The organism is Shewanella sp. GutCb (genome assembly GCF_002836135.1).
GTDB lineage: Bacteria > Pseudomonadota > Gammaproteobacteria > Enterobacterales > Shewanellaceae > Shewanella.
Map to the genome: position 1 here is coordinate 24,141 of NZ_PJBL01000022.1, position 24,225 is coordinate 48,365.

Consider the following 24,225-nt stretch of genomic DNA (forward strand, 5'->3'; position numbering starts at 1 on the left):
GGTTTACTTTGAATCTAGCGGTTAGCACTAAAGTGTATCTTGGCGTAAGCCACACGTTCTTCAACCGACATGTTGTGGTTTGGCATCTGCTCAACATGACGCAAGTTTGCCAAGATCCCACAGCCATTTGCAATTTGAATCGCAAGGCCTGGACGCGCATTTAGCTCTAGTAATAAAGGACCTTTATACTTATCGAGCACCATATCGGTACCCAAATAGCCGAGCTCAGACATTTCATAGGCTTTAGAGGCGGTATGCAGCAGCATATCCCAGTGCGGCACCTGAATGTCAGTTAGCTTCTTTTGGGTATCTGGATGCAAGTCAATAGGTTTATCAAACTGGACGGCATGCAGCCCTTTTCCTGTTGCAATATCAACTCCAACACCCACTGCACCTTGGTGTAGATTCGCTTTACCGTCTGATGCTGCCGTTGATAGGCGTATCATCCCCATAATCGGGAAGCCTTTAAACACGATTAAACGGATATCTGGCACGCCTTCATAGGAGTAGCCATCGAACACCGGATCAAACTGGATTAAGCCTTCAACAATCGCGACATCGGGATTACCGCCTAATGAGAACAGTCCACTGAGCACATTTGATACATGGCGATAAACTTCAGAAGGCGTAACCTCCTGACCGTTTGGCTTGTAATAGCGACCATTCTCGACTTTAGTGACCACGAGGATCCCTTTGCCGCCAGAGCCTTTTGATGGCTTAATGACAAAACCAACTGTGTCATTAACCATTGCGGGAATATCGTTAATTCCGTGTTGCTCGGAGACAGTACCAATAAGATCAGGTACGGCAATATTATTAGCAAGGGCGAGTTGCTTTGTGGTTAGCTTGTCATCGACTCGTTTGTAGTACTTACGCGGGTTATAACGACCAATATAGTCGATATTACGCTTGTTCATACCCAAAACACCGCCACGCTTTAAAGCAGAGGGGTTAGCGAGAAACATATTATTCTCCAGCCAAAGGCTTAAAGCGTTTTAGCTCAAGCAAGCGATAACCCGTATATTGTCCCATCAATAACACGAGGGCCAAGATCACGAGGTGAATTCCAAGGAAGTTAAATACCCAATGTTGAACCCAAGTCGCGCTCATGGCTAAGTAAGCCAATGTTGCTACAAATAGGCTACCACCACCTTGTATAACCACTTCTTTAGCGCCTTCCTCTTCCCAGAGAATAGACATTCTTTCAATTGTCCATGCCAAGATAATCATCGGGAAGAATGTAATTGTGAGACCTTCGCTTAAACCGAACTTATAAGATATTAAGGTAAAGAGTCCGATAATACCGATAACCACAATAATCACGGCGGAGATCCGCGATATGAGCAACAGGTTCAATTCAGATAGGTATGAGCGGATCATCAAGCCAAATGCCACAATTAGCAAAAAGCCCACCAGTCCTGTAATGAGTGTTGTTTGGATAAAGGCGAGGGCAATTAGCACCGGCATAAACGTACCTGAGGTTTTAATGCCGATCAGTACGCGTAAAAACACCACCATTAACACACCGATTGGGATAAGCAATATACCTTTAAAAAGGCTTTGCTCCTCAAGCGGTAATTGATACAAAGAGAAATCAAGTGCATTGTCATTCTTCATTACATCAATGGCAGTCGCAAGGGCGGAACGAGTATCTTGTAACATTGAGAAATTAACTTGCGAGTTAACGCCGCCAATGACATCGAGTACAGATGTTCCTGAACGATCCCAGAGCAATAGATTCTCTGGACGGCCTTGAGTTCCTTTGACTGGGTCGAATAAGTGCCATTCACCGTCATTATACACTTCAACGAAAGTGGTCAATTGTTGTCTGCGGCGCTGGTCTTCAAGGAATAATCCACTCACTTCCTGAGCTGGAATGCCCTTGTTGTGCAGCATTCTCATGAATAACTTATTCGGTGAGTTTCCGGTCAGTAGTAGTTCAATATTTTGGCTGCGCTCATTAGCATTCAGCTCTTTGTTGAGCTGCTGAGCAAACGAAAGGTTAGTGGCACTTTTAGCCCAAACCTCTTCCGTTGCCTGTGTGGCTGCGGCACTTTCAGTTGCTGGCCACATATAAGGCGTTGGTGCTTCTGGTTCACCCTTTGCAAGCAGTTGCTCTTGACCTGTTGGGATCAAGGTCACTTTATAATAGAGATCTTGTTGGCCCGTCGCGCTGCGAATAGACCATATTGCGCGGCGATCATACTTGTTATTAGTGATGGTTAAACCATAGCCGGGTGATGTTGCATTTTCGACTAAGACTTCATAAGCAGGATCTTCAGGTAAAGAGAAAGAGACCTCAGAAGGCTCGCCGGTCCCTTGGAAGCTGACTTTTGCATCAATGGCCCAACTTTGAACTTGTTTGCCGGGGAAAAAAGGTACGCTGTGCTCAATGCCGCGATAAACACTCGCGGTGATGCCTGCAATAAAGAGCAAGGCAACTAAAATATAAAAAGGCTTTCTAGAATGCATTATTTGTATTCCTATTATTTAGAAGCAGACGATGCACTATCGCCTTTTTTCTTTCCATGGATATAAGTTTGGCCAACATCAACCACGGCAATATCTTGCATAAATTTGCGGCCAAGTAACAGTGGGAACTCTAAGTGACTTCTGTCGCTTAAGTTTAGATCTGTCTCAGCTTTGTATTGACCAATCTCGAGGTGTGCATGGATAACAGGACGTCTGTCCGTTTTATCATCAGATTCTTTAATCCGCACGAAGCGTTCGACTTTAGATTCAAACGTTTGTGCCGGCTGTTTAGCGCCATTAGTGAGCACATCAAATCGAACCCACTGGTTACCATCTCTTTCAAATAAAATAATATTATGAGCATCTAGTGAAGATGATTCTGCACCAGTATCGATGCGAGTGTTAAAGCTTGCTTTTATTTCATCGACATAGACATTTTCGACTGCGCCTAGAATAAACTTACCTTGAAGCGGTGATGGAGGGCATTGTTTTGGTGCAATAACCGGGATAACAGCGGTTTTATCTTTTTTATTCAGAGTGGTGATTTTTTCGTCTAATTGCGCTAGCTGGGCAGACAAGGTTGTCATGCTTGCTGTTTGCATCTCTTTGCACGAATCAATTGCGTTCACAATATTAACTTCTTGTTGATTCAAACTGGCTTCGAGCACAGTTGCATCAACGGGCATAGGTGCGTTGACGTCTTTAGTTGATGCACAACCGCTTATTGCGGTTGCGATGGCGGCGATACAAATTATCTGCTTTAACATAGTGCTTCCCATTACTATCGGCTAGATTAAATCTTTATTTGGTTGGTTTTTGGTGGCAATGATGGTTGCTCTTTTTGGCGCAGGATAACCTTCAACGGTAAGGCTAACATCATTAGGGTCTAAATAATCGACTAATGACTCATTCGGCATCCAGCTCGTACTTCTTTGTTCTGCTAAGGAGGTCACATCAATGTCAACACAACGTATATTGATGAAATCGCTCTTTTTAAGCCAAAGCATGAGCGCTGCAACTGAAGGTAAGAACCACACGTTATTCATTTTTCCATAGCGGTCTTCTGGGACTAGAACAGTGTTCTCGTCGCCATCAATGACTAAGGTCTCTAGAATGAGTTCTCCACCCGTACGTAATTGATCTCTGAGTTGGATCAGGTGATCGATTGGCGAGCGGCGATGATAAAGTACTCCCATCGAAAAGACGGTGTCGAATGCATCAAGGGGGGGCAGTTCTTCAATGCCTAACGGCAAGAAGTGAATCGGTTGGTCGTTACCAGCAATTCTTTTAACGGCTTCAAACTGACACATAAACAGGGGTGATGGGTCAATTCCTACCACATGTTTAGCACCATCACCCAGCATACGCCACATGTGATAACCACTGCCACAACCTACATCCAGTACCGTTCTGTTGGCTAAAGGTGAAATATGCGGTGCTAAACGCTCCCATTTCCAATCTGAGCGCCATTCTGTATCGATTTCTATCCCATGAATAGAATATGGGCCTTTACGCCAAGGTTTAAATATCGCTAACAGGTTTTCAAGTTTCTCTTGTTCGCCTGTCGATAACTGGCTACCAGAACCTATCGTTACACTGGTTTTAAAATCAATGCTATCGGGTGTAGGATAATGCAATTTGTTGAGCACTTTTTCCCATTTAGGCAGCGAACCATGTTTATGTTCTCGCTGCCATTCACCTAGAATGGCTGGGAGGGTCTCTAGCCAGTGTTGTAGACTAGAGTCCGAAATTTGTTTGTAAAACGAGCTAAAACTTATCACTTAATTGCCACCATAGATGCAAAGTTAAAACATTGGAACCAGACACTAAACTGGCTAAAACCCTGTTCTCTTATCCGTATTTCATGTTGTTGAAGCGTATCTGGCTTCATGACATGTTCGAGTGAACTTCTTTTTTGGCTGATCTCTAACTCACTGTAACCATTTGCTCTTTTGAAATCGAGATGTAAATCATCTAAAGTGGATTGAATTTTGTCTTGCTCGAAGTAAATCTTCTCAGACAAGACTAAAAGCCCACCAGGTAACAACCCATCATAGATTTTTTTGAGCAAGTTTTCTCTATGCTCAGGCGCAAGAAATTGCATGGTGAAATTGAGTATGACTAAAGAGGCATTTTCTATCTCGATATCGCGGATATCGCCGCAAATTAACTTCACGGGGGTTTCGCTGACATAAGCAGAAAGGTTTTCTTTACAGCGTTCAACCATGGATTCACTGTTATCGACGGCGATTATCTGACAATTACGGCCCTCTACTCGACGTCTAATACTTAACGTTGCCGCGCCCAAAGAGCAGCCTAGATCATACACTTTACTGTTTGGCACCGCATATTTTTGTGCTAAATCTCCAATAGTATTAATGATTTGCCCGTATCCTGGTACAGATCTACGGATCATGTCATTAAACACACCTGCCACTTTATCATCGAATTGAAAATCGCTGACTTGTTGGTACGGTTTAGCATATAGGTCGTCTTGAGAAAGTTTCATGTGATCAAATAGTGGGGATTCAACTCCTTATTCTAGCTAAACATATCTGCAACCAGCAAGACTAGTACTGGAAATTCCTCATAAAATTTTGTCTAATAGCATTATAGATACAAATTATTTACAGATAGTTGACCTTTTATAGGGATTGTAATTGAAATATAACGCTTACGTGTTGCTGACTGTTTTCTCCGTCTTTTTTTCGACATCAGTATTTTCTGCAGCTAAAGATAGCGGGCAGCCATTAGTGATATCAATGAGCGATGATAGTTACCCGTTCCAATATGTCGATGAAAACGGGGTCGCTGATGGTCTCTTAGTCGATTTTTGGCGGCAATGGGCCCGTCTTAATCAACAAGACGTTGTGTTTAGGCCTGTTAATTGGCAGCAATCTTTAGACAATGTTGAGCAATCACTTGCCGATATTCACATTGGGATGGCAAAGACGCCTGCGAGGCTAAAATTATTCGATTTTGCTGAACCTATCTCAAAGGTAAATGGCTACCTTTATATTAATAAAGCTTTGACCAGTATCAATACCTTAGAAAAGCTTATTCCTTATAAAATTGGTGTTGTTAAGGGCGCAGCCCATATTGACGCGTTGCTCGAAAAGCAGCCGAAGCTGACTTTTGCTTATTACGCTAATCGTCAACAGTTACTGGATGCGGTGATTAACAATGACGTTTTTGTCTTTGCTGGTCTTGAAGGTTACCTGCGTGAGAGCAACATTAGTCAAAAAGTGATCATGTCATTTCCAGTTAATCGGCGTATCGCGATTAGTGAATTTGCATTTTATCCGGCGGTTAAAAAGGGTAAAGCGTCATTGTTACGGACCGTAATGCAAGGATTCAGTTTAGTTACGCCACTAGAACGTAATAACATTGAACGTGATTGGCTGGGCATACAGCGCAGCCAGAACGAAGTTGTCGTGGCGATGCAGACCGGAGTTGAACCCTATGCGGATATTGGTCCCAACGGTTTACCACATGGTTTATTGGTTGATATTTGGAAATTATGGTCGGATAAAACGGGGTTGCCGATACGCTTTATTGCTGGAGACATGCAGCAAGGCATCGTGAATGTTCAACGGGGCATCGCGGATGTGCAGCTGGGTTACCCCGAAAGTGAGTCTATGAAGTCAGGACTTAATCGAGCCCATCTGATCTATCAAGTTAGCAGCAGGCTGTTTTCCTATAAAACGTCTTTTAAAACAGTTGAAGAGCTAAAGGGAAAAGTTTTTGCAGTCGCGCCTACATCGCCTTATCTAACCGAGTTAATTGAAGCCCTGCCGGATTCTGATTTTTACTATGTGGCCAATGTCCAGCAGATGATAGAAGCTGCTGAATCGGGCAGAGTGGACGGCTTTATTGCGGCAGCAGCATGGACACAACACTACTTATTGTTAAAAGATCGCTGGGAAGATTTTTACCAATTTAAACCGATCCATTTTAAAACCGACCTTTATGTATTAAATCGAAACAATGATCTCGATTTTTCTGATCGTATTTCAAAAGGGTTTACCGCTATTAACTCTTCGGAGTTGGCTGCGATTGAAAGAAAGTGGATTTTAAATCCTGCCGATAGAATTTATTCCTCGACCAAAAAACTCGTCCAGCTGAACTCAAAACAACGCGCCATGATAAAAAGCATGGGTGAGATTAAAGTGGGTTTTGTTAATAATTGGGCTCCGATGGAATATAAAAGCGACAATGGTGATTACGCAGGGATTAATAGCGAGGTATTTAAGATCATTTCGCAGGAGCTTGGTTTGAAGCTCAACTATGTCGAATTCAGTAATTGGCAGACATTGCTAGATGCGCTATTACGCGGTGATATCGACATGTCGGGTAGTATTGTGCCTACGGCGCAGCGTCAAGAGAAGTTAGTATTTTCCAACTCTTACTGGCCAGCGCCATGGGGATTGGTTAGCTCGTTAGATAGCGTTAGTATATTTAGTTTAACGGAGCTCAAAGGCTTGCGACTTGCGGTTGTTGAGGGCTACCATATTGTTACTGATTTAATGCAAGAGTACCCCACATTAGAGTTAGTATTGGTGCCCAATAGTCACGCTGGTCTAAATGCTGTAGATGAAGGCTTAGCGGATGTCTTTATCGATAAAGTGATGAATTTAAGTGCAGGGCTGAAAGAAGGCCAATTTTCTGAACTCAAAATGTCGATGTTGGTTGATTTTTCTGAGCAGCGTAGCCACATTGGTATCAATAAGCGACAACAGCTTTTGTTACCTTTCATTAATAGCGTCATTGACAACATTGATCGTGCTCAGCAGCAAAAGATTCATCAAAAATGGGTATCGCAAACAATAGAGTTTGGTCGTGAGGATTTTGAAAATAGATTGCGGTTAAGTATTATTGTTTTTAGTGCGCTTGCGGTATTGGTTATTGTGGCCTTGTTGGCAAATAGGCGTTTGCGCAGAGAAGTGGCGCTAAGAATTGCGGCCGAGAATAAGATGGCGCTGTTTGCTAAACATGACAGTTTAACCAAACTCCCTAATCGCTCAATGATAGAGGAACGATTGGAGCAGGCAATATTGACCCATAGTCGAGAAATGTCACAGTTTGCCGTTATTTTTGTTGATCTTGATGGTTTTAAAGCCATTAATGATGAATACGGTCATCATGTTGGTGACGACTATCTTATTGCGATTAGCCAAGCATTGAACAACGCTGTTAGACGTGCCGATACGGTCGGTAGATTAGGTGGCGATGAATTTATTGTCATACTTCATAAAGTGGATTCGATATCCGCGGCAAATGATGTAGCAGAACTGTTGCTACAGCGCTTGTCGAGCCCCTTTGTGATTGATCAACTTTCACTATCGGTATCTGCCAGTATGGGGATTGCGTTATACCCTGCGGATGGTGACAGTGTTGATACATTATTAAAGACGGCGGATAGACATATGTATCGTGCTAAGAATGCCGGCGGAAAATCATCCAGAAATTCGCAACAGCAGTAACATTCGGTTAAATCTATTCATTTTTTTTGAAAATTGGCTGATACTTAACCGACTAGTCGATAAGTTATTTGGAAAACGGCAATATGTCTCTATAATGCCGCTTTTGTCTTGTTTTGAACCAGATCTTCAAACATCGTTTTGTGGAATAAAGGAAAGAGTTAAATGCGCAGTCATTATTGTGGGGACGTTAATCAGTCTCACGTTGGTCAAGAAGTAACCCTAGTGGGTTGGGTTAATCGTAGCCGAGATTTAGGCGGCGTTGTTTTTCTCGACCTGCGTGATAGAGAAGGCATTGTTCAAGTTGTTTATGATCCAGATCTTCCTGAGGTGTTTGAGATAGCAAGCACCTTACGCAGTGAGTTTTGTGTTCAAATAAAAGGCCAAGTTAGCGCTAGACCCGATAGCCAGATTAATGCAGATATGCGCACCGGTGAAATCGAGATATTTGGATCTGAACTGACCATATTAAACAGCTCTGCTCCATTGCCAATTAATATGGACAAAAACCAGCACAATACTGAAGAGCAACGCTTAAAGTATCGCTACTTAGACTTACGTCGTCCTGAAATGGCTGACCGTATCGTATTCCGTTCTAAAGTGACCAGTGCTGTTAGACGTTTTCTTGATGGGAACGGTTTCTTAGATATTGAAACGCCAATCCTGACCAAAGCGACACCAGAAGGTGCACGTGATTACTTAGTGCCGAGTCGTACTTACAAAGGTCAGTTTTTCGCTTTGCCACAATCTCCACAGCTATTTAAGCAGTTGTTGATGATGTCTGGATTTGACCGCTATTACCAAATCGTGAAGTGCTTCCGTGATGAAGACTTACGTGCTGACCGTCAGCCAGAATTTACTCAGATAGATATTGAAACCTCGTTTATGTCTTCAGCGCAAGTGATGGCTAAAACAGAAGAGATGACTCGCGGTCTATTTAAAGAATTGTTGAATGTTGATTTGGGTGAATTCCCAAAAATGACCTTCGCTGAAGCGATGCGTCGTTACGGCTCAGATAAGCCAGATTTACGTAACCCACTTGAGCTAATTGATGTTGCTGATCTTGTAAAAGATGTTGAGTTTGCTGTGTTCAATGGCCCTGCAAACGATCCAGAAGGGCGAGTTGCCGTTCTTAGCATTCCTGGCGGCGCTAAACTTTCACGCAAGAATCTCGATGACTATGCAAAATATGCCACTATTTATGGCGCAAAAGGCTTAGCGTGGATGAAGGTTAATGACCTTGATAAAGGCATGGAAGGTATTCAATCTCCAGTGCTTAAGTTTTTAACTGAAGATGTTGTTACCGCACTGCTTGAGCGCACCGGTGCACAAACAGGTGATCTAATTCTGTTTGGCGCAGATAAAGCGAACATCGTTGCCGAAGCTATGGGCGCACTTCGTTTGAAAGCGGGTGAAGATTTTGAATTACTACAAGGCGATTGGAAACCGCTTTGGGTCGTTGACTTCCCGATGTTTGAGCCGACTTCAGATGGTGGATTGCATGCGATGCATCACCCATTCACCGCGCCGAGCAATATGACACCAGCAGAACTGGAAGCGAATCCTATTGGCGCTATTTCAGATGCCTACGATATGGTATTGAACGGTTGTGAGTTAGGTGGCGGTTCGGTACGTATCCATAATAGTGAGATGCAGTCAGCAGTATTTAGAATTCTAGGTATTAATGACGAAGAAGCGAACGAAAAGTTTGGCTTCCTACTTGAAGCGTTACGTTATGGTACGCCGCCACATGCAGGTTTAGCATTTGGTTTAGATCGCATCATCATGTTGATGACGGGCGCAAGCTCAATTCGTGATGTAATGGCATTTCCTAAAACAACAACGGCGGCATGTCCGTTGACGAATGCGCCTGGCTTTGCAAATCCAGTGCAGTTAGTTGAACTGGGTATCTGTGTCATTGCGGAAGAGAACAAAGACGAGCAGTAAATACTGTTAAAAAGAGCCGAGTTTAGACTCGGCTTTTTTTTCGAATAATTTTGGTGATGGGCATGATGAAATGCTTATTTTCTAGAGAATCGAATGTAGGAGAAAGAGATGGCAGGTCATAGTAAATGGGACAATATTAAGCACCGTAAAGCAGCGCAAGATGCTAAGCGTGGTAAGCTTTTTACTAAATTTATCCGTGAGCTCACTGTCGCTGCAAGAGAAGGTGGCTCTGATCCCGATTCAAATCCAAGATTGCGGGCAGCCATCGATAAATCATTATCAAATAACATGACGCGTGACACGGTTGAGCGAGCGGTAAAACGCGGTGCTGGCGAGTTAGATGGTCAAATATTAGAGACCATTATCTATGAAGGTTATGGTCCTGGCGGTACAGCGGTATTAGTTGAAACCATGACGGATAACAAAAACCGTACGGTTTCCGGCGTCAGAAATGCGTTTAGTAAATCAGGCGGCAACTTAGGCACCGATGGCTCTGTGGCTTATTTGTTTGATAAAAAAGGTATTATTTCTTATCAAGATGTAGATGAAGATACTGTTATGGACGCCGCACTTGAAGCTGGTGCTGATGATGTTATTGCGCATGAAGACGGTTCTATTGATGTATTTACCACACCAGAGGATTTTGGTGCAGTAAAAGATGCATTGGATGCTGCAGGGCTTGAAGCGGTGAATGCTGAAGTGACCATGTTGCCATCCACAACAGCGGAACTTGATGCGAGCACGGCACCAAAGTTTTTACGCTTAATCGATAATCTTGAAGATCATGATGATGTGCAAGAGGTTTACCACAATGGTGGGATTTCTGACGATGTCATGGCGGGGCTGGAATAAGCGATATGGCTATTATTTTAGGCGTTGATCCAGGCTCTAGGATCACCGGTTATGGTGTTATTCAATGTATTGGTCGCCAACATGTTTATGTTGGTAGCGGTTGTATAAGAACCAGTTCAGACGAATTACCACTGCGTCTTAAGCAAATTTTTGATGGTCTTTCCGAAATTATCAGACAATACCAACCTGATGAATTTGCTATTGAACGGGTGTTTATGGCTAAGAATGCGGATTCAGCACTTAAGCTTGGTCAAGCGCGTGGTGCTGCCATTGTGGCGGCCACCGCAGCAAATTTACCCGTTGCTGAATACAGTGCGACTCAAATAAAAAAATCAGTTGTCGGCACAGGTAGGGCACAAAAAGAGCAAGTACAGCACATGATCCAGCAAATTTTAAAGTTGCCGAGTGCACCTCAAGCCGATGCGGCTGACGCATTAGGGGTTGCGGTATGTCATTTTCATACAAGTCAAAGCTTGGTTGCTATGGGCGGCAAAGCGAATTCAAGTACATACGGAAGATATAAATGATTGGTCGTATACGTGGTCTACTTGTAGAAAAACAAGCACCTGAAGTGCTTATCGATGTTGGCGGTGTGGGGTATGAGATCCAAATGCCACTGACAAGCTTTTATGAGTTACCCGAAATAGGATTAGAGGCCGTTGTTTTTACCCACTTCGTGGTCAGAGAAGATGCGCAATTATTGTATGGTTTTATCTCTAAGCAGGAACGTGCACTCTTTAGGTTGTTAATTAAGACTAATGGCGTCGGGCCAAAACTGGCGTTGACCATTTTATCGGGCATGACAGCGGGTGAGTTTGTCGCTTGCGTAGGCAGAGATGATATTGCTACGTTGGTAAAGTTGCCTGGCGTCGGTAAGAAAACGGCGGAACGTTTGCTCATTGAAATGCGTGATAAGCTCAAGAGCCTGATGGAAGCATCGGTAGGATCTGAAAGAGAGTTTATGCTGCAATCAAACTATACCGTTCCCGTAGTCGCCAATACTGCCGAAGAAGATGCTATTGGCGCACTGTTGTCGCTCGGATATAAACCAGCGCAAGCGAGTAAAGCTGTTTCTGCAGTGTATGTTGACGGTATAGACTCTGAATCGCTGATTAAATCAGCACTTAAATCGATGCTTTAAGGATAACCGATGATTGAAGCTGATCGCCTAATACAACCACACGTTATCGAACCTATAGAAGTCATTGATAGGGCGATGCGTCCTAAACTTTTGGACGAGTATACGGGGCAAGATGATACTCGCGCACAGTTGAAAATCTTTATTGAAGCCGCGCAAAAGCGTGGCGAAGCGTTAGATCATATGCTGATTTATGGTCCTCCGGGTCTTGGAAAGACAACATTGGCGATGATTGTTGCCAATGAGATGGGCGTGAATATAAAGTCTACATCAGGGCCTGTGCTAGAAAAGGCGGGTGATTTAGCGGCTTTGTTGACTAACCTTGAAGAGAACGACGTTTTATTTATTGATGAAATTCATCGATTAAGTTCGGTAGTAGAAGAGATTTTGTATCCCGCGATGGAAGACTACCAATTAGATATTATGATTGGTGAAGGACCAGCGGCGCGTTCTATTAAGCTGGATCTACCGGCATTTACATTAGTGGGAGCCACCACAAGAGCCGGTTCATTGACCTCTCCGTTACGGGCGAGATTTGGTATTCCGCTGCGCTTAGAGTTTTACAACGTTAAAGATTTATCCACCATTGTGCTCCGCTCTGCAAAAGTGATGGACTTAGAAATTGACGAAGAAGGCGCGGTTGAAATAGCCAAACGTTCTCGTGGTACACCTCGTATTGCCAATCGTTTACTGCGGCGAGTACGTGACTTTGCAGAGGTTAAACATAGTGGAGATGTGACCAAGGTGATTGCAGAGTTAGCCTTAGACATGCTCGATGTCGATGCGGAAGGTTTTGATTATATGGATCGAAAACTACTGCTTGCCATTATCGACAAATTTATGGGTGGCCCTGTAGGGCTTGATAACTTAGCGGCAGCGATTGGTGAAGAGCGCGAAACGATTGAAGACGTACTGGAACCGTTTTTGATCCAACAAGGATTTATACAAAGAACGCCACGTGGACGTATTGCAACGCAACGGGCCTATAACCATTTTAATATGATCCAACCAGAATCTAAGTAAGCATTCCGTTTACTTCATTGTTTGAGCAATCGCGTTATGATTGCTCTTCAATCCACAATATATACTGCGGGCGCTTATCACCTGCAGTCGCATTTTTTACCCATAACCACCTTTGCAGCCATCACCATCATTTCCCCGCCGATGCCTGAATTCTCTAAACTCATGGCCTGAAAGGGCTTGTAAGTGTTGTTTTTATCTAAGCCGCAGCGTTTTTAGATTTAGTTTATGCTTATTGGCTAATTGAATGGGGGCTCCGTATCCGATGTGACTCATTACTTTCCTTGATAGTCATTATTATCGAGCAGTGTTGCATCGAACGAACGGCTAATTCCCTTTCCCATTAATGACAACAGTGGACAGTCCCTCATTCTTAATGGGTGTTGAATATTTTAGTGGCGGGGTTTAGACATGTTGATCAACGTTTAAGTGATACTTGTGCGCGTTCGAATACAACTTTAGGTAAAATCAAACTGCAAAATCGTGAGGTCGAACTGTCAAAACCATTGGCGCACATCATGCCTACGTCGAATCTATCCCTGTACTTTCTAATGGTACCTAAGAGCAACAATTCACCCTTTCAAATTATGTAGACAGTCATCTATACACTGTAGTTTGAGTGACAGTGATGAACTCAAGGTGATTCCAGCCTATGTTGAATATTTCGCCGTGATTATTTCAGCGTGATTGATGCTCTGTGATGTAATGGGTCTAAATCTACAATTCGGCAGCTTAGTTATCTATCAATTGTGAGTATTTATTCTAATTCATAAATGTTACTTCTAACATCTGAAGTTATAACATCTGTTGCTGATACGTGTGGATTGATGTGTGTTTGTACGCTCTTATGTTGTCAGCGGTAACAATCCCAGTGTGAAGTATTGTTTCAATTCTGAACGGTTTCTTGCTGGCTAGTCTATTTCTGCATAAAAAAGCATGAGCCAACTCTAATAATTGACCATATATGTGGCCTTTTTACTAAAAAAACAAAAGAATAAACGTGATCTGCGTCACGCTTTGTTTATTTTGATGGTTAATAAAAGGTTACTGGCTCAGTAGATGTTTACACCAATATATGGGTGTATTGGGGCTTATTACTCTGCCTTGTTGGGTTATTGCTTTCATGAAAAACGACCAGCTCGATTTTTGATTACTTTATTTACCATATTAGTTAACAAGGCAAAGTGAATGGTTAACGATTTGGTGGATTGACGGCATAAACGTGAAATTGCAGTATCTCTAGCAACGTCACTGATAACAAATGACGTGCATATAAAAATAATTAAGCTAGGGAGTACGACATAAATGAACAGACCATCGAAATTGGCCTCTGCAATAAAGTTCGGATTGATCGCATCTGTATCTACATCAGCAATTACTGTTTCTACAGCAGCCTACGCTGAAGAGGAAGCTAAAGTAGAGCGTATCGCTGTAACCGGCTCCCGTATTCAACGACAGGATATGGAAACAGCCTCTCCAGTTACCGTTATTGACGCAGCAACAATTAAAGCTGAAGGCTTTACTTCTGTCGACCAAATGCTACAAGCACAAACTTCTATGGCTGGTGCTGCTATGGGGTCAAGTACTAACAACGGTTCAGACGGTGTTGCTCAAGTTGACCTTCGTGGTATGGGCTCACAGCGTACGTTAGTATTGCTTAACGGTCGCCGTATGGTTAACTCAGGTTCAGGTGCTGATAGCGCTGTGGATCTTAACTCTATCCCTGTTGCAATGATTGCACGTGTAGAGATTCTAAAAGATGGTGCATCAGCAGTCTATGGCTCTGACGCTATTGCAGGTGTTGTTAACATCATCACTAAAAAAGATTTTGATGGCTTCCAGATAGATGTAACTGGTGGCATGACTGATAAGAGCGACGGTGAAAACGGCGAAATCAGTGCGCTTTACGGTTTTAATACCGATACAGGTAACTACACATTCGGTGCTGCTTACTCTGAGCGTCGTGGTGTTGTTCAATCTGATCGTGACTGGACAGATCCAGGTAACAGTTCATTTACGCCAAATGGCGGCATTGTTGGAAATCAATTGGATGAGAATGGAAATCCAATACTAGATGACAAAGGCAACAATAAAACAGAAGTTAAGAATAATGATGGCACTGCGTGGGTTCCCCAAGGGCAAGGCTATGATTATACTCAAGACAGTTTTTACCAGACCCCAAGTAAGCGTTACAGCTTGTTTGCTAACATGACTCAAGAGCTTGGCGATGAGCTAGTGCTAACGGGTGATATTCTTTACACCAAGCGTAAGTCAAACCAGCAGTTGGCGCCTCAGCCAGCAAATTTACAGCTAGATGTCTGTAAGACAGGTCAAGATCCATTAACTTGTGCAGAAATTACGCCTGAAATGGCGGCTGGTGGTATTGTTGCTGATGATAAAGGCGAGATAAACTACAGAAAACGTATGAATGACGTTGGTCCTCGTGTTTATACTCAGGACACTGACACATTACGTGTCTCAGCTGCTCTTGCTGGTTCAATTGATGTCAATACCGGTATGGATTGGGATATTTCTTATACTTACGGTAAAAACAAAGCTGAAACCGCGGTAGAAAACTCGATCAATGCAACAATCATGACAGATGCAATCTATGCTGATCAAGATGCATGGTTCAGTGGTCAGCCAATGACAGATCAAGATTTGCTTAACAGTGTTTCTTATGATGAACAGTCTGATGGTGGTAATGAGCAACATGTATTCTCTGCGGGTCTAACCGGTGAGCTTTTTGACCTTGATGCAGGTGCTGTAGCTTACGCTATCGGTGCAGAATACCGTTATGAGAGTGGTTTCTACAATCCAGACCCAATTGTGGTTGCAGGTGAAAGTACCGCTGCTCAACAAGATCCTACTGATGGTAACTACAACGTAATTTCTGTTTTCCAAGAAGTCAGCGTGCCGTTTACTGATAAGCTAACCGGTGAATTCGCGCTTCGTTTCGACGATTACTCTACATTCGGTAACGCATCGACTTGGAAAATTGGTCTAACATACGCAGCGACTGATGACTTAATGATCCGTACAGTTGCAGCGACAGGTTTCCGTGCACCAAGTGTCAGCGAGCTATACGGCGGAAACTCAGGTTCATTCGATTATCTTAAAGACCCATGGGGTAATGAGCAAGACCCACAGATCTTAGTTAACCGTACTTCAGATGAAAACCTTAAACCTGAAGAGTCTGAGTCTTACACTGCGGGTTTAGTGTATTCGCCTAGCTATGTTGATGGCATGTCACTGACTGTCGATTACTGGCGCTTTAAAGTGAAGAATGCGATTGCACGTATGGATACTCAAAATGGTTTGAACAACTGTTTTGCGGGTGACCAAGCAGCGTGTGAAGCCTTTAATATTGGTGCAGACGGTGATCTAGATAACCTTACCAACTCACTAACTAACGTCGGTTACCAAGACACTAGCGGTATCGATTTTAACCTAGCATATAGCTTTGAAGTGTTAAATCTAGACTGGACCGTTAGTAATGACACCACTTACTTGCTGAACTTTGAGCAAGATGGCGTTGATTACACAAACACTATCGATGGTAACTTCGGTGCATATGCTCAAGTACGTAACAACTTTAGTATCAAAGCTGGTCAAGATGATTGGAATGTTATGTACTTCAACCGTTATATCGGTGAGATGGATGACTTAGGCGAAGGCACTAAGGTTGATTCTATGCTTTATCATAATGTTTCAGCTAGCTACTTTATCAATGATACTTGGATGGTAAGTGCTGGTGTTAAAAACCTAACTGACGAAGAACCATCAAACGTTTCTAACGGCAGTGACGGTGGAACAGTTCCAGAAGTTTATGACACCATCGGTCGTCAGTACTTTGCGGGTGTAACCGTTAAGTTCTAAGTTTAAAACTGATTTAAAAACGAGTACTAATAAACAGTTCTAGAGAATAGAGTTTAAAGCTAATAAAAAAGCGCCGAAAGGCGCTTTTTTTTGCGTTCATTTTGTCTAAACGTTATCCCAAGCCTTGCTGAGATGAGCTCATTTGGATTAGCTCGATCTTATAACCATCAGGGTCTTCTACAAAGGCAATGACAGTACTGCCGCCAGCAACGGGACCCGCTGGACGTAGAACTTTAGCGCCAGCGTTGGCTATTGCTTCACAACGGGCATAAATATCTTCTTCACCTATGGCTATATGGCCAAAAGCGTTACCCATGTCATATTCTTCAGTGCCCCAGTTATAGGTCAGTTCAATCACCGCACTGCCTGTAGATTCTTCATCGTAGCCAACAAATGCTAGGGTATATTTGTATTCACTATTTTCGCTTTTACGTAATAATTTCATACCCATAACTTGGGTGTAAAATTCAATACTGCGCTCCAAATTTCCTACGCGTAACATGGTATGTAGTAACTGTGCCATTTCGTCCTCTTTATTTGTTGTTTTTTCTCATTGAATTATATCGAAAATATAGCCGATGGATACTGTTTGCTATTAGGATAGAGTATTGACTACATTAGACCGTGCGCAGATCACAAAACGTTTAAATTAGCCTGATAAAGTCTCATTTATCTTATAGTATTAATTAACTTATTCGAGGAGTTACCGATGCAAACTGAACTAAAAATGTCGCTAGGACTTAGCGTTATTATTGCGGTTGGACTGTCTATTTTCTTTATCAATATGTTTTAAAAAAAGCCGCGAAAGCGGCTTTTTTATGGGTGATATTTATCATAAACCGTGAAGGTGTTATTAATCTTCAGGGTAAATTTTGTCTTTAAATTCACACAAGTCTTCAATTATACAGCTGCCACAACGAGGCTTTCTGGCAATGCAGGTGTAGCGGCCGTGTAAAATCAACCAGTGATGTACATCAACTTTAAATTCAGTTGGCACCACTTTTAACAGTTTCTTCTCGACTTCAACGACATTTTTACCCATCGCAAACTTAGTACGATTTGAAACTCTGTCAATGTGAGTATCTACCGCGATGGTAGGCCAGCCGAATGCGGTATTAAGTACTACGTTAGCTGTTTTTCTACCAACGCCAGGTAGCGCCTCTAATGCTTCTCTATTTTCGGGTACCACACCATCATATTGCTCGACTAAGATCTCACAGGCTTTAACGACATTAATTGCTTTATTGTTGTATAAGCCAATGGTCTTAATATACTGCTTGAGTCCGTCAACCCCAAGGGCGGCAATACTATGCGCTGTATTAGCGACAGGAAATAATTTTTTTGTTGCTTTGTTAACACTAACATCGGTTGCTTGAGCTGAAAGTGTCACTGCCACTAACAGCTCAAATGGACTTGAGAAATTCAGCTCAGTTTCAGGATGAGGGTTGTTATCTCTAAGTCGCTCTAAAATAATGCGCCGTTTTTCTGTGTTCATATGCCAGTATCCATCGATGTTATTATTATTTTGAAGATGATATTTTTAGATTAAATGAACCTGTATTAGTTAACTTTCGTGATCCTAACGCGTGTTGGCGCTGCTTCCTCAATCTTAGGCTGTCTAGCCTCGAAGTAACTATCAATTACATTTTTAAGCGCGATCAGCAGTCCAATTCCGATAAAAGCACCGGGTGGAAGCATGGCTAACAAAAAAGTGGTATCGACTTGCCAAAGCTGGATCGTTAACCCTTTTGCCCATTCACCTAATAACTGGTCCGCACCGTAAAAGAGCGTACCTTGTCCCAATATTTCACGGCTAGCACCTAGTACGCAAAGTACGAGAGTAAAACCTAATCCCATCATTAATCCGTCGAAGGCTGATTTTGCTACGTTGTTTCGCGAGGCAAATGCTTCAGCTCGGCCAATGATGACGCAGTTGGTCACAATCAGTGGTAAAAATATCCCTAGCGACAGGTAAAGACCATAGGCATAAGCATTAATGAATAGCTGAACGCTGGTGACCAATGCGGCAATGATCATTACAAACACCGGTATGCGGATCTCTTTCGGGACAAAATCTCTCACTAAAGAGACTAAAATGTTCGAACCAATCAACACCAGTAATGTCGCCAACCCAAGTCCTAACGCATTGGTTAAAGTGGCTGTAACGGCGAGCAACGGACATAAGCCCAGTAATTGAACTAGCCCTGGGTTGTTCTTCCAAAGTCCTTGCCAGGCTAACTCTTTATAATCACTCATTACCTACCTCACAGTTAGCGGGCGCATCTAATAGTTCGTCTTTATGTGCATTAAAATATAGCGTGGCTTTTTTAACCGCTTTTACGAATGCTCTGGGTGTAATTGTAGCACCAGTAAATTGGTCTATCTCTCCGCCATCTTTTTTTACATGCCAGCGTTTATCTTTGTCTGACAATATCGATAACCCTTTGAACGAAGATACCCAATCTGATTTTCTTCGCTCGATTTTGTCACCTAAGCCAGGGGTTTCTTGATGTGAAAGTGTACGCACGCCTAACACGGTGCCTGACTTATCTAAGCCGATGATAATTCTAATGTCGCCGTTGTAACCATCGGGTGCAACAGTTTCAATTGCGATGGCAATACCAATACCCTCTTTTGTAGCAATATAAGCTGGAAGGGGCTTGTCAGTGCCTAGGAAATCAACAGATGTAATGGTTATGCAATGTTCTGTGAGCTCGTTATCATGTAATTCATCAGGAATTATCTGATGTAGCACTCTTGCCAGCTCAATCTGTTCCTGTTGCTTTATTTTAGCAAATGTAAGCTGGTTGACTACGGCGACTAGTCCGGTGCAAAGCAGGGCAAATAGTGCGAGTAACAAACCATTTTTTAACATTGAATTTTTCAAAATATTGTCTCTAAACTGATTTTCAAAATATAGCCTCTAAACACAGTCTTGATGGCACCTATTTGACTTAAGTTCCGCTGTTTTACTCGCCATTTAACGGCGATTAGTTTCCAGAGCGATGCCCGTAGCTACGTGGTTTTACATAATAATCGATGAAAGGTGCACATAGGTTCGCCAGTAAAACCGCGAAGGCAAATGCGTCTGGATAGCCACCATAAGTACGGATAACATAAACTAATACTCCGATTAAGGCACCAAATAGCAATCTACCTCGTACGCTGGTTGCCGCGGTGACCGGATCGGTGGCGATAAAGAATACGGCCAGCATCGTTGCGCCTGAAAACAGTTGGAATAATGGACCAATGTGTGTGTCTGGGCTTAATAAGTAACCAAAGCTACTGCATACAAAAAGAGAGGCAATAATGCCGACACTTATCTGCCATCGGATAACTTTTAATTTAAGCATGGCGAGGCCGCCAAGTAAGTAGGCAATATTTACCCAAAACCAACCTACGCCGTAACCGTCAGAGAAAATGGCTTTCGTTAGGCTTTCTGTAATGGTTAATCCAAGTGATAAGTCAGTCTTTACTGTATCGAGAGGCGTCGCCATTGCTATGCCGTCAAAACCCAATTTGTATATATTGAGTTGCTCTGACGTCATGGTTCCAAAAATGGCTTTGAGTGTTAACCCTAAATCCATTGGCGTTGACGCTAATGATAACGGTACTGCCCAACTGGTCATTTGTACTGGAAAGGAGATCAGTAACATGACATAGGCTGCCATCGCGGGATTAAATATATTTTGCCCTAAGCCACCGTATAGGTGTTTGACGATGACAATGGCAAAGACAGTACCTATCACTACGACCCACCAAGGTGCTATTGAGGGGATTGAGACCCCGATTAATAACGCCGTAAGGACCGCGCTATTGTCGCTTATGGTCGGTCGAACAGGACGCTTTCTTAGCTTGAGTACGGCTGATTCACTGAGCAAAGCAACAGCAATCGCCAGTAATACTTGGATCAAAACACCCCAGCCAAAAAAGTAAAACTGGGTAGCGATACCGGGGAGTGCACACAAAATGACTCTTCGCATCACACTTTGGGTTTGCAGCTGCACTTTTAAGTGTGGCGATGAAGCTAACTTAAATGCCATGAATTATTCCTTCTCTTCCAATTTGGCTTGCGCTTTTTTTGCTTTCGCCTTGGCGACAGCTGCAGCAATACGGGCTTTTTTGATATCCTCTGGTGAGAGTGCTATTTCTGTCAGAGTCCCTAAATCGTTATCTAGCACGCTACTTTGCGTCGGTGCTGACGCATCAATAACAGCGGACTGCTTTTTTGCTTTCGCCTTGGCGATAGCTGCAGCAATACGGGCTTTTTTGATCTCTTCAGGCGAGAGCTGTAACTCTGTTTTAGTGACCAATTCAGCTACTACCGCGTTGTTTTGAACTGGCTCTGCATCAAGCTGTCGTAGTTTCTTTGCCTTGGCGCGAGCGATAGCGGCGGCCACTTTCGCTTTCTTTTCGTCTACAGCATCTACAGAATGAGCTTCTTCTGTAACGTCGAGAGACTTCACCACCGTTGTGTTTTGTTGTGCCTTTTTGGCTTTTGCTCTGGCAATGGCCGCGTTTACTTTAGCTTTTTTATCATTGCTCTCGTCGACTTCTACATCGTCGGAGTCAGCTGGCTGTTTATTCGTTGCAGCAGGAGAGGCTTTCTTAGCCTTTGCACGAGCAACCGCGGCGGCTATTTGCGCCTTTTTATCTTGAACAGCGTCCGTTGCAGTGGTGTCTCCAGCATTCGACTCGGCGGCTTTCTTCGCCTTAATGCGTGCCATGGCTTCTGCCACCGCATTGTTGTCGGTGCTCCCCATGTTATTTTTACGACGTTCGGCAGCTTCTTTTGCTTTAGTTTCTCGAGCGAGTTTTTCATCTTCCAGTCGTTGCTGTCTCGCATCAAAACGTTGTTTGGCTAAATCCGCCTGTTTTTTCTCTTCAGATTGTGTACGCAGTGCAGATTTAGCGACGCGATAATATTCAACTAATGGAATGTCACTTGGACAAACATAACTGCAGCAACCGCACTCAATACAATCACGAAGATTAAAGCTAGCGGCTTTGTCATATTCCTCTGCTTGAGCATGCCAAAAAAGCTGCTGTGGTAATAGCAATGCAGGGCATACTACGGCGCATTCTCCGCAACGAATGCAAGGCATTTCATGTTGTTCTTCTGCGATCTCTTCACTGCTTGGCAATAATACACAGTTGGTGCCTTTAAGCACCGGCGCTGCGACATCAGGTAATAAGTGGCCCATCATTGGGCCGCCGATAATGACTTTATCTTGGTTTAGATCGCCTTTAAAGCCGTTAGTGTGAAGAATATGCTCAATCGGCGTGCCTATCGGCATCCAGTAGTTACCAGGATTTTCGCTATTAAGTCCAGTAACCGTGACCACTCTTGATGTGAGTGGTTTTCCATTAATGACAGCATCTTGTATTGCGTATGCGGTACCTACATTTTGTACCAGCATACCAAGCTGGGCGGGTATTGCGCCTGAAGGTACTTCTTGACCGGTTAAAATTTGGATTAACTGTTTCTCACCGCCAGATGGGTATTTTGTGGGTACTTTTGTGATCCTAACTTGGTCACTGGACAGTTCGCTTCGATTGAGTGAATGCTGCATTGCTTCACTGGCTTCGGGTTTATTATCTTCAATGGCGATAATGATCCGTTTAGGGGTCAATAAGCGTTCAATAATGGCGATGCCGGACAGGATTTGATCGCTATGCTCTTGCATTAATCTATCATCGGACGTGATGTAAGGTTCACACTCAATACCGTTGATGATCACGAGCTCAATGTCGCTCGCTGGTCGTAGTTTTATGTGGGTCGGAAATGCGGCTCCACCGAGGCCAGCTATACCAGCGTCTTGGATCTTTTTTAAGATCTGTTGATTGTCCAACGCGGAAACGTCACTGGTAATGGCTTCGATAGCTTCATCTTGTCCGTCAGCGGCGAGCACACAGCTTAAAACAGGTAAGCCAGAAGCATGATTGCTGGGCATCTGTTTAATGGCTGTAATGGTGCCTGAAGTCGGTGCGTGCACAGGACAATGAGAGAAACTGGTGCCTGTTGTCAGTGCTTGGCCTTTTAATACCCGCTCACCGGCGTTGATACTAAGCAACGCACTATCGCCCACTTGTGGAACAGGAATGACAAATTGCTTTGCTAAGGGGAAATCGGCAATAGCGGTCTTATTTGATAGCGTTTTTAACTCTGGGGGGTGGATACCACCATGCGAGCGCCAAAGCGTTCCTTTATCAACTTGTTCTAATAAAGTTAGCACTGCGGATCCTCTTGCACTTGTGTTACTGGAATCGCATTTAACTGCCAATTCCAGGTCTTAGTTGTTTGTTCGATGGGAAGCATATCAATACAATCTACAGGGCAGGGAGCAACGCATAGATCGCAACCGGTGCAATAATCGATAATGACAGTATGCATCAGCTTTCCTGACCCTAAAATGGCATCGACAGGGCAAGCTTGAATGCATTTAGTACATCCTATGCATTCGTCTTCACGTATATAGGCGACTTTTTTCTCTTGGACTTCCTCTGTGGCGTTGAGAGGCTCAGGATCTACGCCAAGGAGATCAGCAATCTTCTCCATTGTGGCAGTGCCACCCGGGGGGCATTTATTGATCTTATCACCATTGGCAATAGCATCAGCATAAGGCTTGCAACCCGGATACCCACATTGACCACATTGTGTTTGGGGCAGTAATGCTTCCACTTGCTCTGCAAGCGGATCTCCTTCAACTTTAAATTTTTCAGCGGCAAATCCCAGCAAAATACCAAAGACAAGCGCGAGTACTGTGAGAACAACAACAGCAATGACAATACCTGACATGTTTATTTAACCAACCCTGTAAAGCCCATAAATGCAAGGGACATAAGACCCGCGGTTACCATTGCGATAGCGCCACCTTGAAACGGGGCGGGTATATCTGCAGCGGCGAGTCGTTCACGCATTGCTGAAAATAGGATCAAGACTAACGAAAATCCAACCGCTGCACCGAAACCGAATATGGCAGACTCAAAAAAATTATGGTCTTCATTAATATTGAGCAGGGCAACACCAAGTACTGCGCAGTTTGTGGTGATCAAGGGTAAGTAAATACCTAACGCGCGATGTAATGAAGCACTGGTTTTTTGTACTAACATTTCGGTAAATTGAACAACCACGGCGATAACTAAAATAAAGCTCATTGTCCTCAAGTAACCGAGATCAAAAGGTAATAGCAGGTATTGGTTTACTAGATAGCTGAGAATAGACGCGAGCGTCAACACAAATGTGGTCGCCATGGACATACCAATAGCAGACTCAAGTTTGCTGGACACCCCCATAAAAGGGCATAAACCTAGGAATTTTACTAATACAAAGTTATTGACCAGCACCGTGCCGACCAACAATAGGAGATATTCACTCATCTCAATTCATTTTTTAGACAATCTTAGCGCTATTATCGGCTTTTCCGACACTATAAA

The 24,225-nt window shown here is 43.4% G+C and carries 20 protein-coding genes; 7 read left to right on the forward strand and 13 right to left on the reverse strand.

From position 1 onward, the window contains the following. Positions 1-14: 14 nt before the first annotated feature. Genes CXF86_RS13255 through cmoA form a run of 5 tightly spaced genes read right to left on the reverse strand, consistent with a single transcriptional unit; the run spans position 15 to position 4,981 of the window. Positions 15-965 carry an alpha-L-glutamate ligase-like protein gene (locus CXF86_RS13255; protein WP_101092038.1) on the reverse strand — a complete coding sequence of 317 codons (951 nt, stop codon included), beginning with the start codon at positions 963-965 and terminating at the stop codon, positions 15-17. A gap of 1 nt (position 966) precedes the next feature. Next, on the reverse strand, positions 967-2,472 hold the full coding sequence (locus tag CXF86_RS13260; RefSeq protein ID WP_101092039.1) for a UUP1 family membrane protein: 1,506 nt from the start codon (positions 2,470-2,472) through the stop codon (positions 967-969). Positions 2,473-2,486: 14 nt separating this feature from the next. Next, entirely contained in the window at positions 2,487-3,239 is a 753-nt protein-coding gene (locus tag CXF86_RS13265) for an ATP-dependent zinc protease family protein (RefSeq protein ID WP_101092040.1), read from the reverse strand. A gap of 21 nt (positions 3,240-3,260) precedes the next feature. After that, entirely contained in the window at positions 3,261-4,253 is a 993-nt protein-coding gene (gene cmoB / locus CXF86_RS13270; RefSeq protein WP_101092041.1) for a tRNA 5-methoxyuridine(34)/uridine 5-oxyacetic acid(34) synthase CmoB, read from the reverse strand. Then, on the reverse strand, positions 4,250-4,981 hold the full coding sequence (gene cmoA / locus CXF86_RS13275) for a carboxy-S-adenosyl-L-methionine synthase CmoA (protein ID WP_101092042.1): 732 nt from the start codon (positions 4,979-4,981) through the stop codon (positions 4,250-4,252). Before cmoA ends, cmoB begins: the two co-directional genes overlap by 4 nt. Positions 4,982-5,132: 151 nt before the next feature. Between cmoA and CXF86_RS13280 the strand changes: the two genes are divergently transcribed. The 7 genes from CXF86_RS13280 to CXF86_RS13310 all read left to right on the forward strand — a co-directional run bounded on the left by CXF86_RS13280 (position 5,133) and on the right by CXF86_RS13310 (position 16,788). Continuing rightward, complete coding sequence (locus CXF86_RS13280) at positions 5,133-7,955, forward strand: diguanylate cyclase domain-containing protein (protein ID WP_257985350.1); 2,823 nt, start codon at positions 5,133-5,135, stop codon at positions 7,953-7,955. Positions 7,956-8,117: 162 nt separating this feature from the next. Further along, positions 8,118-9,899, forward strand: coding sequence for an aspartate--tRNA ligase (aspS, locus tag CXF86_RS13285; RefSeq protein ID WP_102039200.1), 1,782 nt, complete (start codon positions 8,118-8,120; stop codon positions 9,897-9,899). 108 nt (positions 9,900-10,007) lie between these two features. Further along, positions 10,008-10,751 carry a YebC/PmpR family DNA-binding transcriptional regulator gene (locus CXF86_RS13290; protein WP_101092044.1) on the forward strand — a complete coding sequence of 248 codons (744 nt, stop codon included), beginning with the start codon at positions 10,008-10,010 and terminating at the stop codon, positions 10,749-10,751. 5 nt (positions 10,752-10,756) lie between these two features. Continuing rightward, complete coding sequence (gene ruvC / locus CXF86_RS13295) at positions 10,757-11,278, forward strand: crossover junction endodeoxyribonuclease RuvC (protein WP_101092045.1); 522 nt, start codon at positions 10,757-10,759, stop codon at positions 11,276-11,278. Then, entirely contained in the window at positions 11,275-11,892 is a 618-nt protein-coding gene (ruvA, locus tag CXF86_RS13300; protein WP_101092046.1) for a Holliday junction branch migration protein RuvA, read from the forward strand. The genes ruvC and ruvA overlap by 4 nt, the downstream gene beginning before the upstream one ends. Before the next feature lie 9 nt (positions 11,893-11,901). Continuing rightward, positions 11,902-12,912 carry a Holliday junction branch migration DNA helicase RuvB gene (gene ruvB, locus CXF86_RS13305; protein WP_101092047.1) on the forward strand — a complete coding sequence of 337 codons (1,011 nt, stop codon included), beginning with the start codon at positions 11,902-11,904 and terminating at the stop codon, positions 12,910-12,912. A 1,302-nt stretch (positions 12,913-14,214) separates the two neighbouring features. Then, entirely contained in the window at positions 14,215-16,788 is a 2,574-nt protein-coding gene (locus tag CXF86_RS13310) for a TonB-dependent receptor (RefSeq protein WP_102039201.1), read from the forward strand. Positions 16,789-16,900: 112 nt separating this feature from the next. Here CXF86_RS13310 and gloA read toward each other — a convergent pair whose 3' ends face one another. The 8 genes from gloA to rsxA all read right to left on the reverse strand — a co-directional run bounded on the left by gloA (position 16,901) and on the right by rsxA (position 24,168). After that, entirely contained in the window at positions 16,901-17,311 is a 411-nt protein-coding gene (gloA, locus tag CXF86_RS13315; RefSeq protein ID WP_102039202.1) for a lactoylglutathione lyase, read from the reverse strand. A gap of 330 nt (positions 17,312-17,641) precedes the next feature. Then, on the reverse strand, positions 17,642-18,283 hold the full coding sequence (gene nth, locus CXF86_RS13320) for an endonuclease III (protein ID WP_101092050.1): 642 nt from the start codon (positions 18,281-18,283) through the stop codon (positions 17,642-17,644). 65 nt (positions 18,284-18,348) lie between these two features. Continuing rightward, on the reverse strand, positions 18,349-19,044 hold the full coding sequence (locus tag CXF86_RS13325) for an electron transport complex subunit E (RefSeq protein WP_101092051.1): 696 nt from the start codon (positions 19,042-19,044) through the stop codon (positions 18,349-18,351). Continuing rightward, positions 19,037-19,675, reverse strand: coding sequence for an electron transport complex subunit RsxG (gene rsxG / locus CXF86_RS13330; protein WP_101092052.1), 639 nt, complete (start codon positions 19,673-19,675; stop codon positions 19,037-19,039). Before rsxG ends, CXF86_RS13325 begins: the two co-directional genes overlap by 8 nt. A gap of 103 nt (positions 19,676-19,778) precedes the next feature. Next, positions 19,779-20,831: an electron transport complex subunit RsxD gene (gene rsxD, locus CXF86_RS13335; protein WP_101092053.1), complete on the reverse strand. Its 1,053-nt coding sequence runs from the start codon at positions 20,829-20,831 to the stop codon at positions 19,779-19,781. A 3-nt stretch (positions 20,832-20,834) separates the two neighbouring features. Beyond that, on the reverse strand, positions 20,835-23,024 hold the full coding sequence (gene rsxC, locus CXF86_RS13340; protein WP_102039203.1) for an electron transport complex subunit RsxC: 2,190 nt from the start codon (positions 23,022-23,024) through the stop codon (positions 20,835-20,837). Beyond that, on the reverse strand, positions 23,018-23,587 hold the full coding sequence (gene rsxB / locus CXF86_RS13345; protein WP_101092055.1) for an electron transport complex subunit RsxB: 570 nt from the start codon (positions 23,585-23,587) through the stop codon (positions 23,018-23,020). The genes rsxC and rsxB overlap by 7 nt, the downstream gene beginning before the upstream one ends. A gap of 2 nt (positions 23,588-23,589) precedes the next feature. Further along, positions 23,590-24,168, reverse strand: coding sequence for an electron transport complex subunit RsxA (gene rsxA, locus CXF86_RS13350; RefSeq protein ID WP_101092056.1), 579 nt, complete (start codon positions 24,166-24,168; stop codon positions 23,590-23,592). Positions 24,169-24,225: the final 57 nt, after the last annotated feature.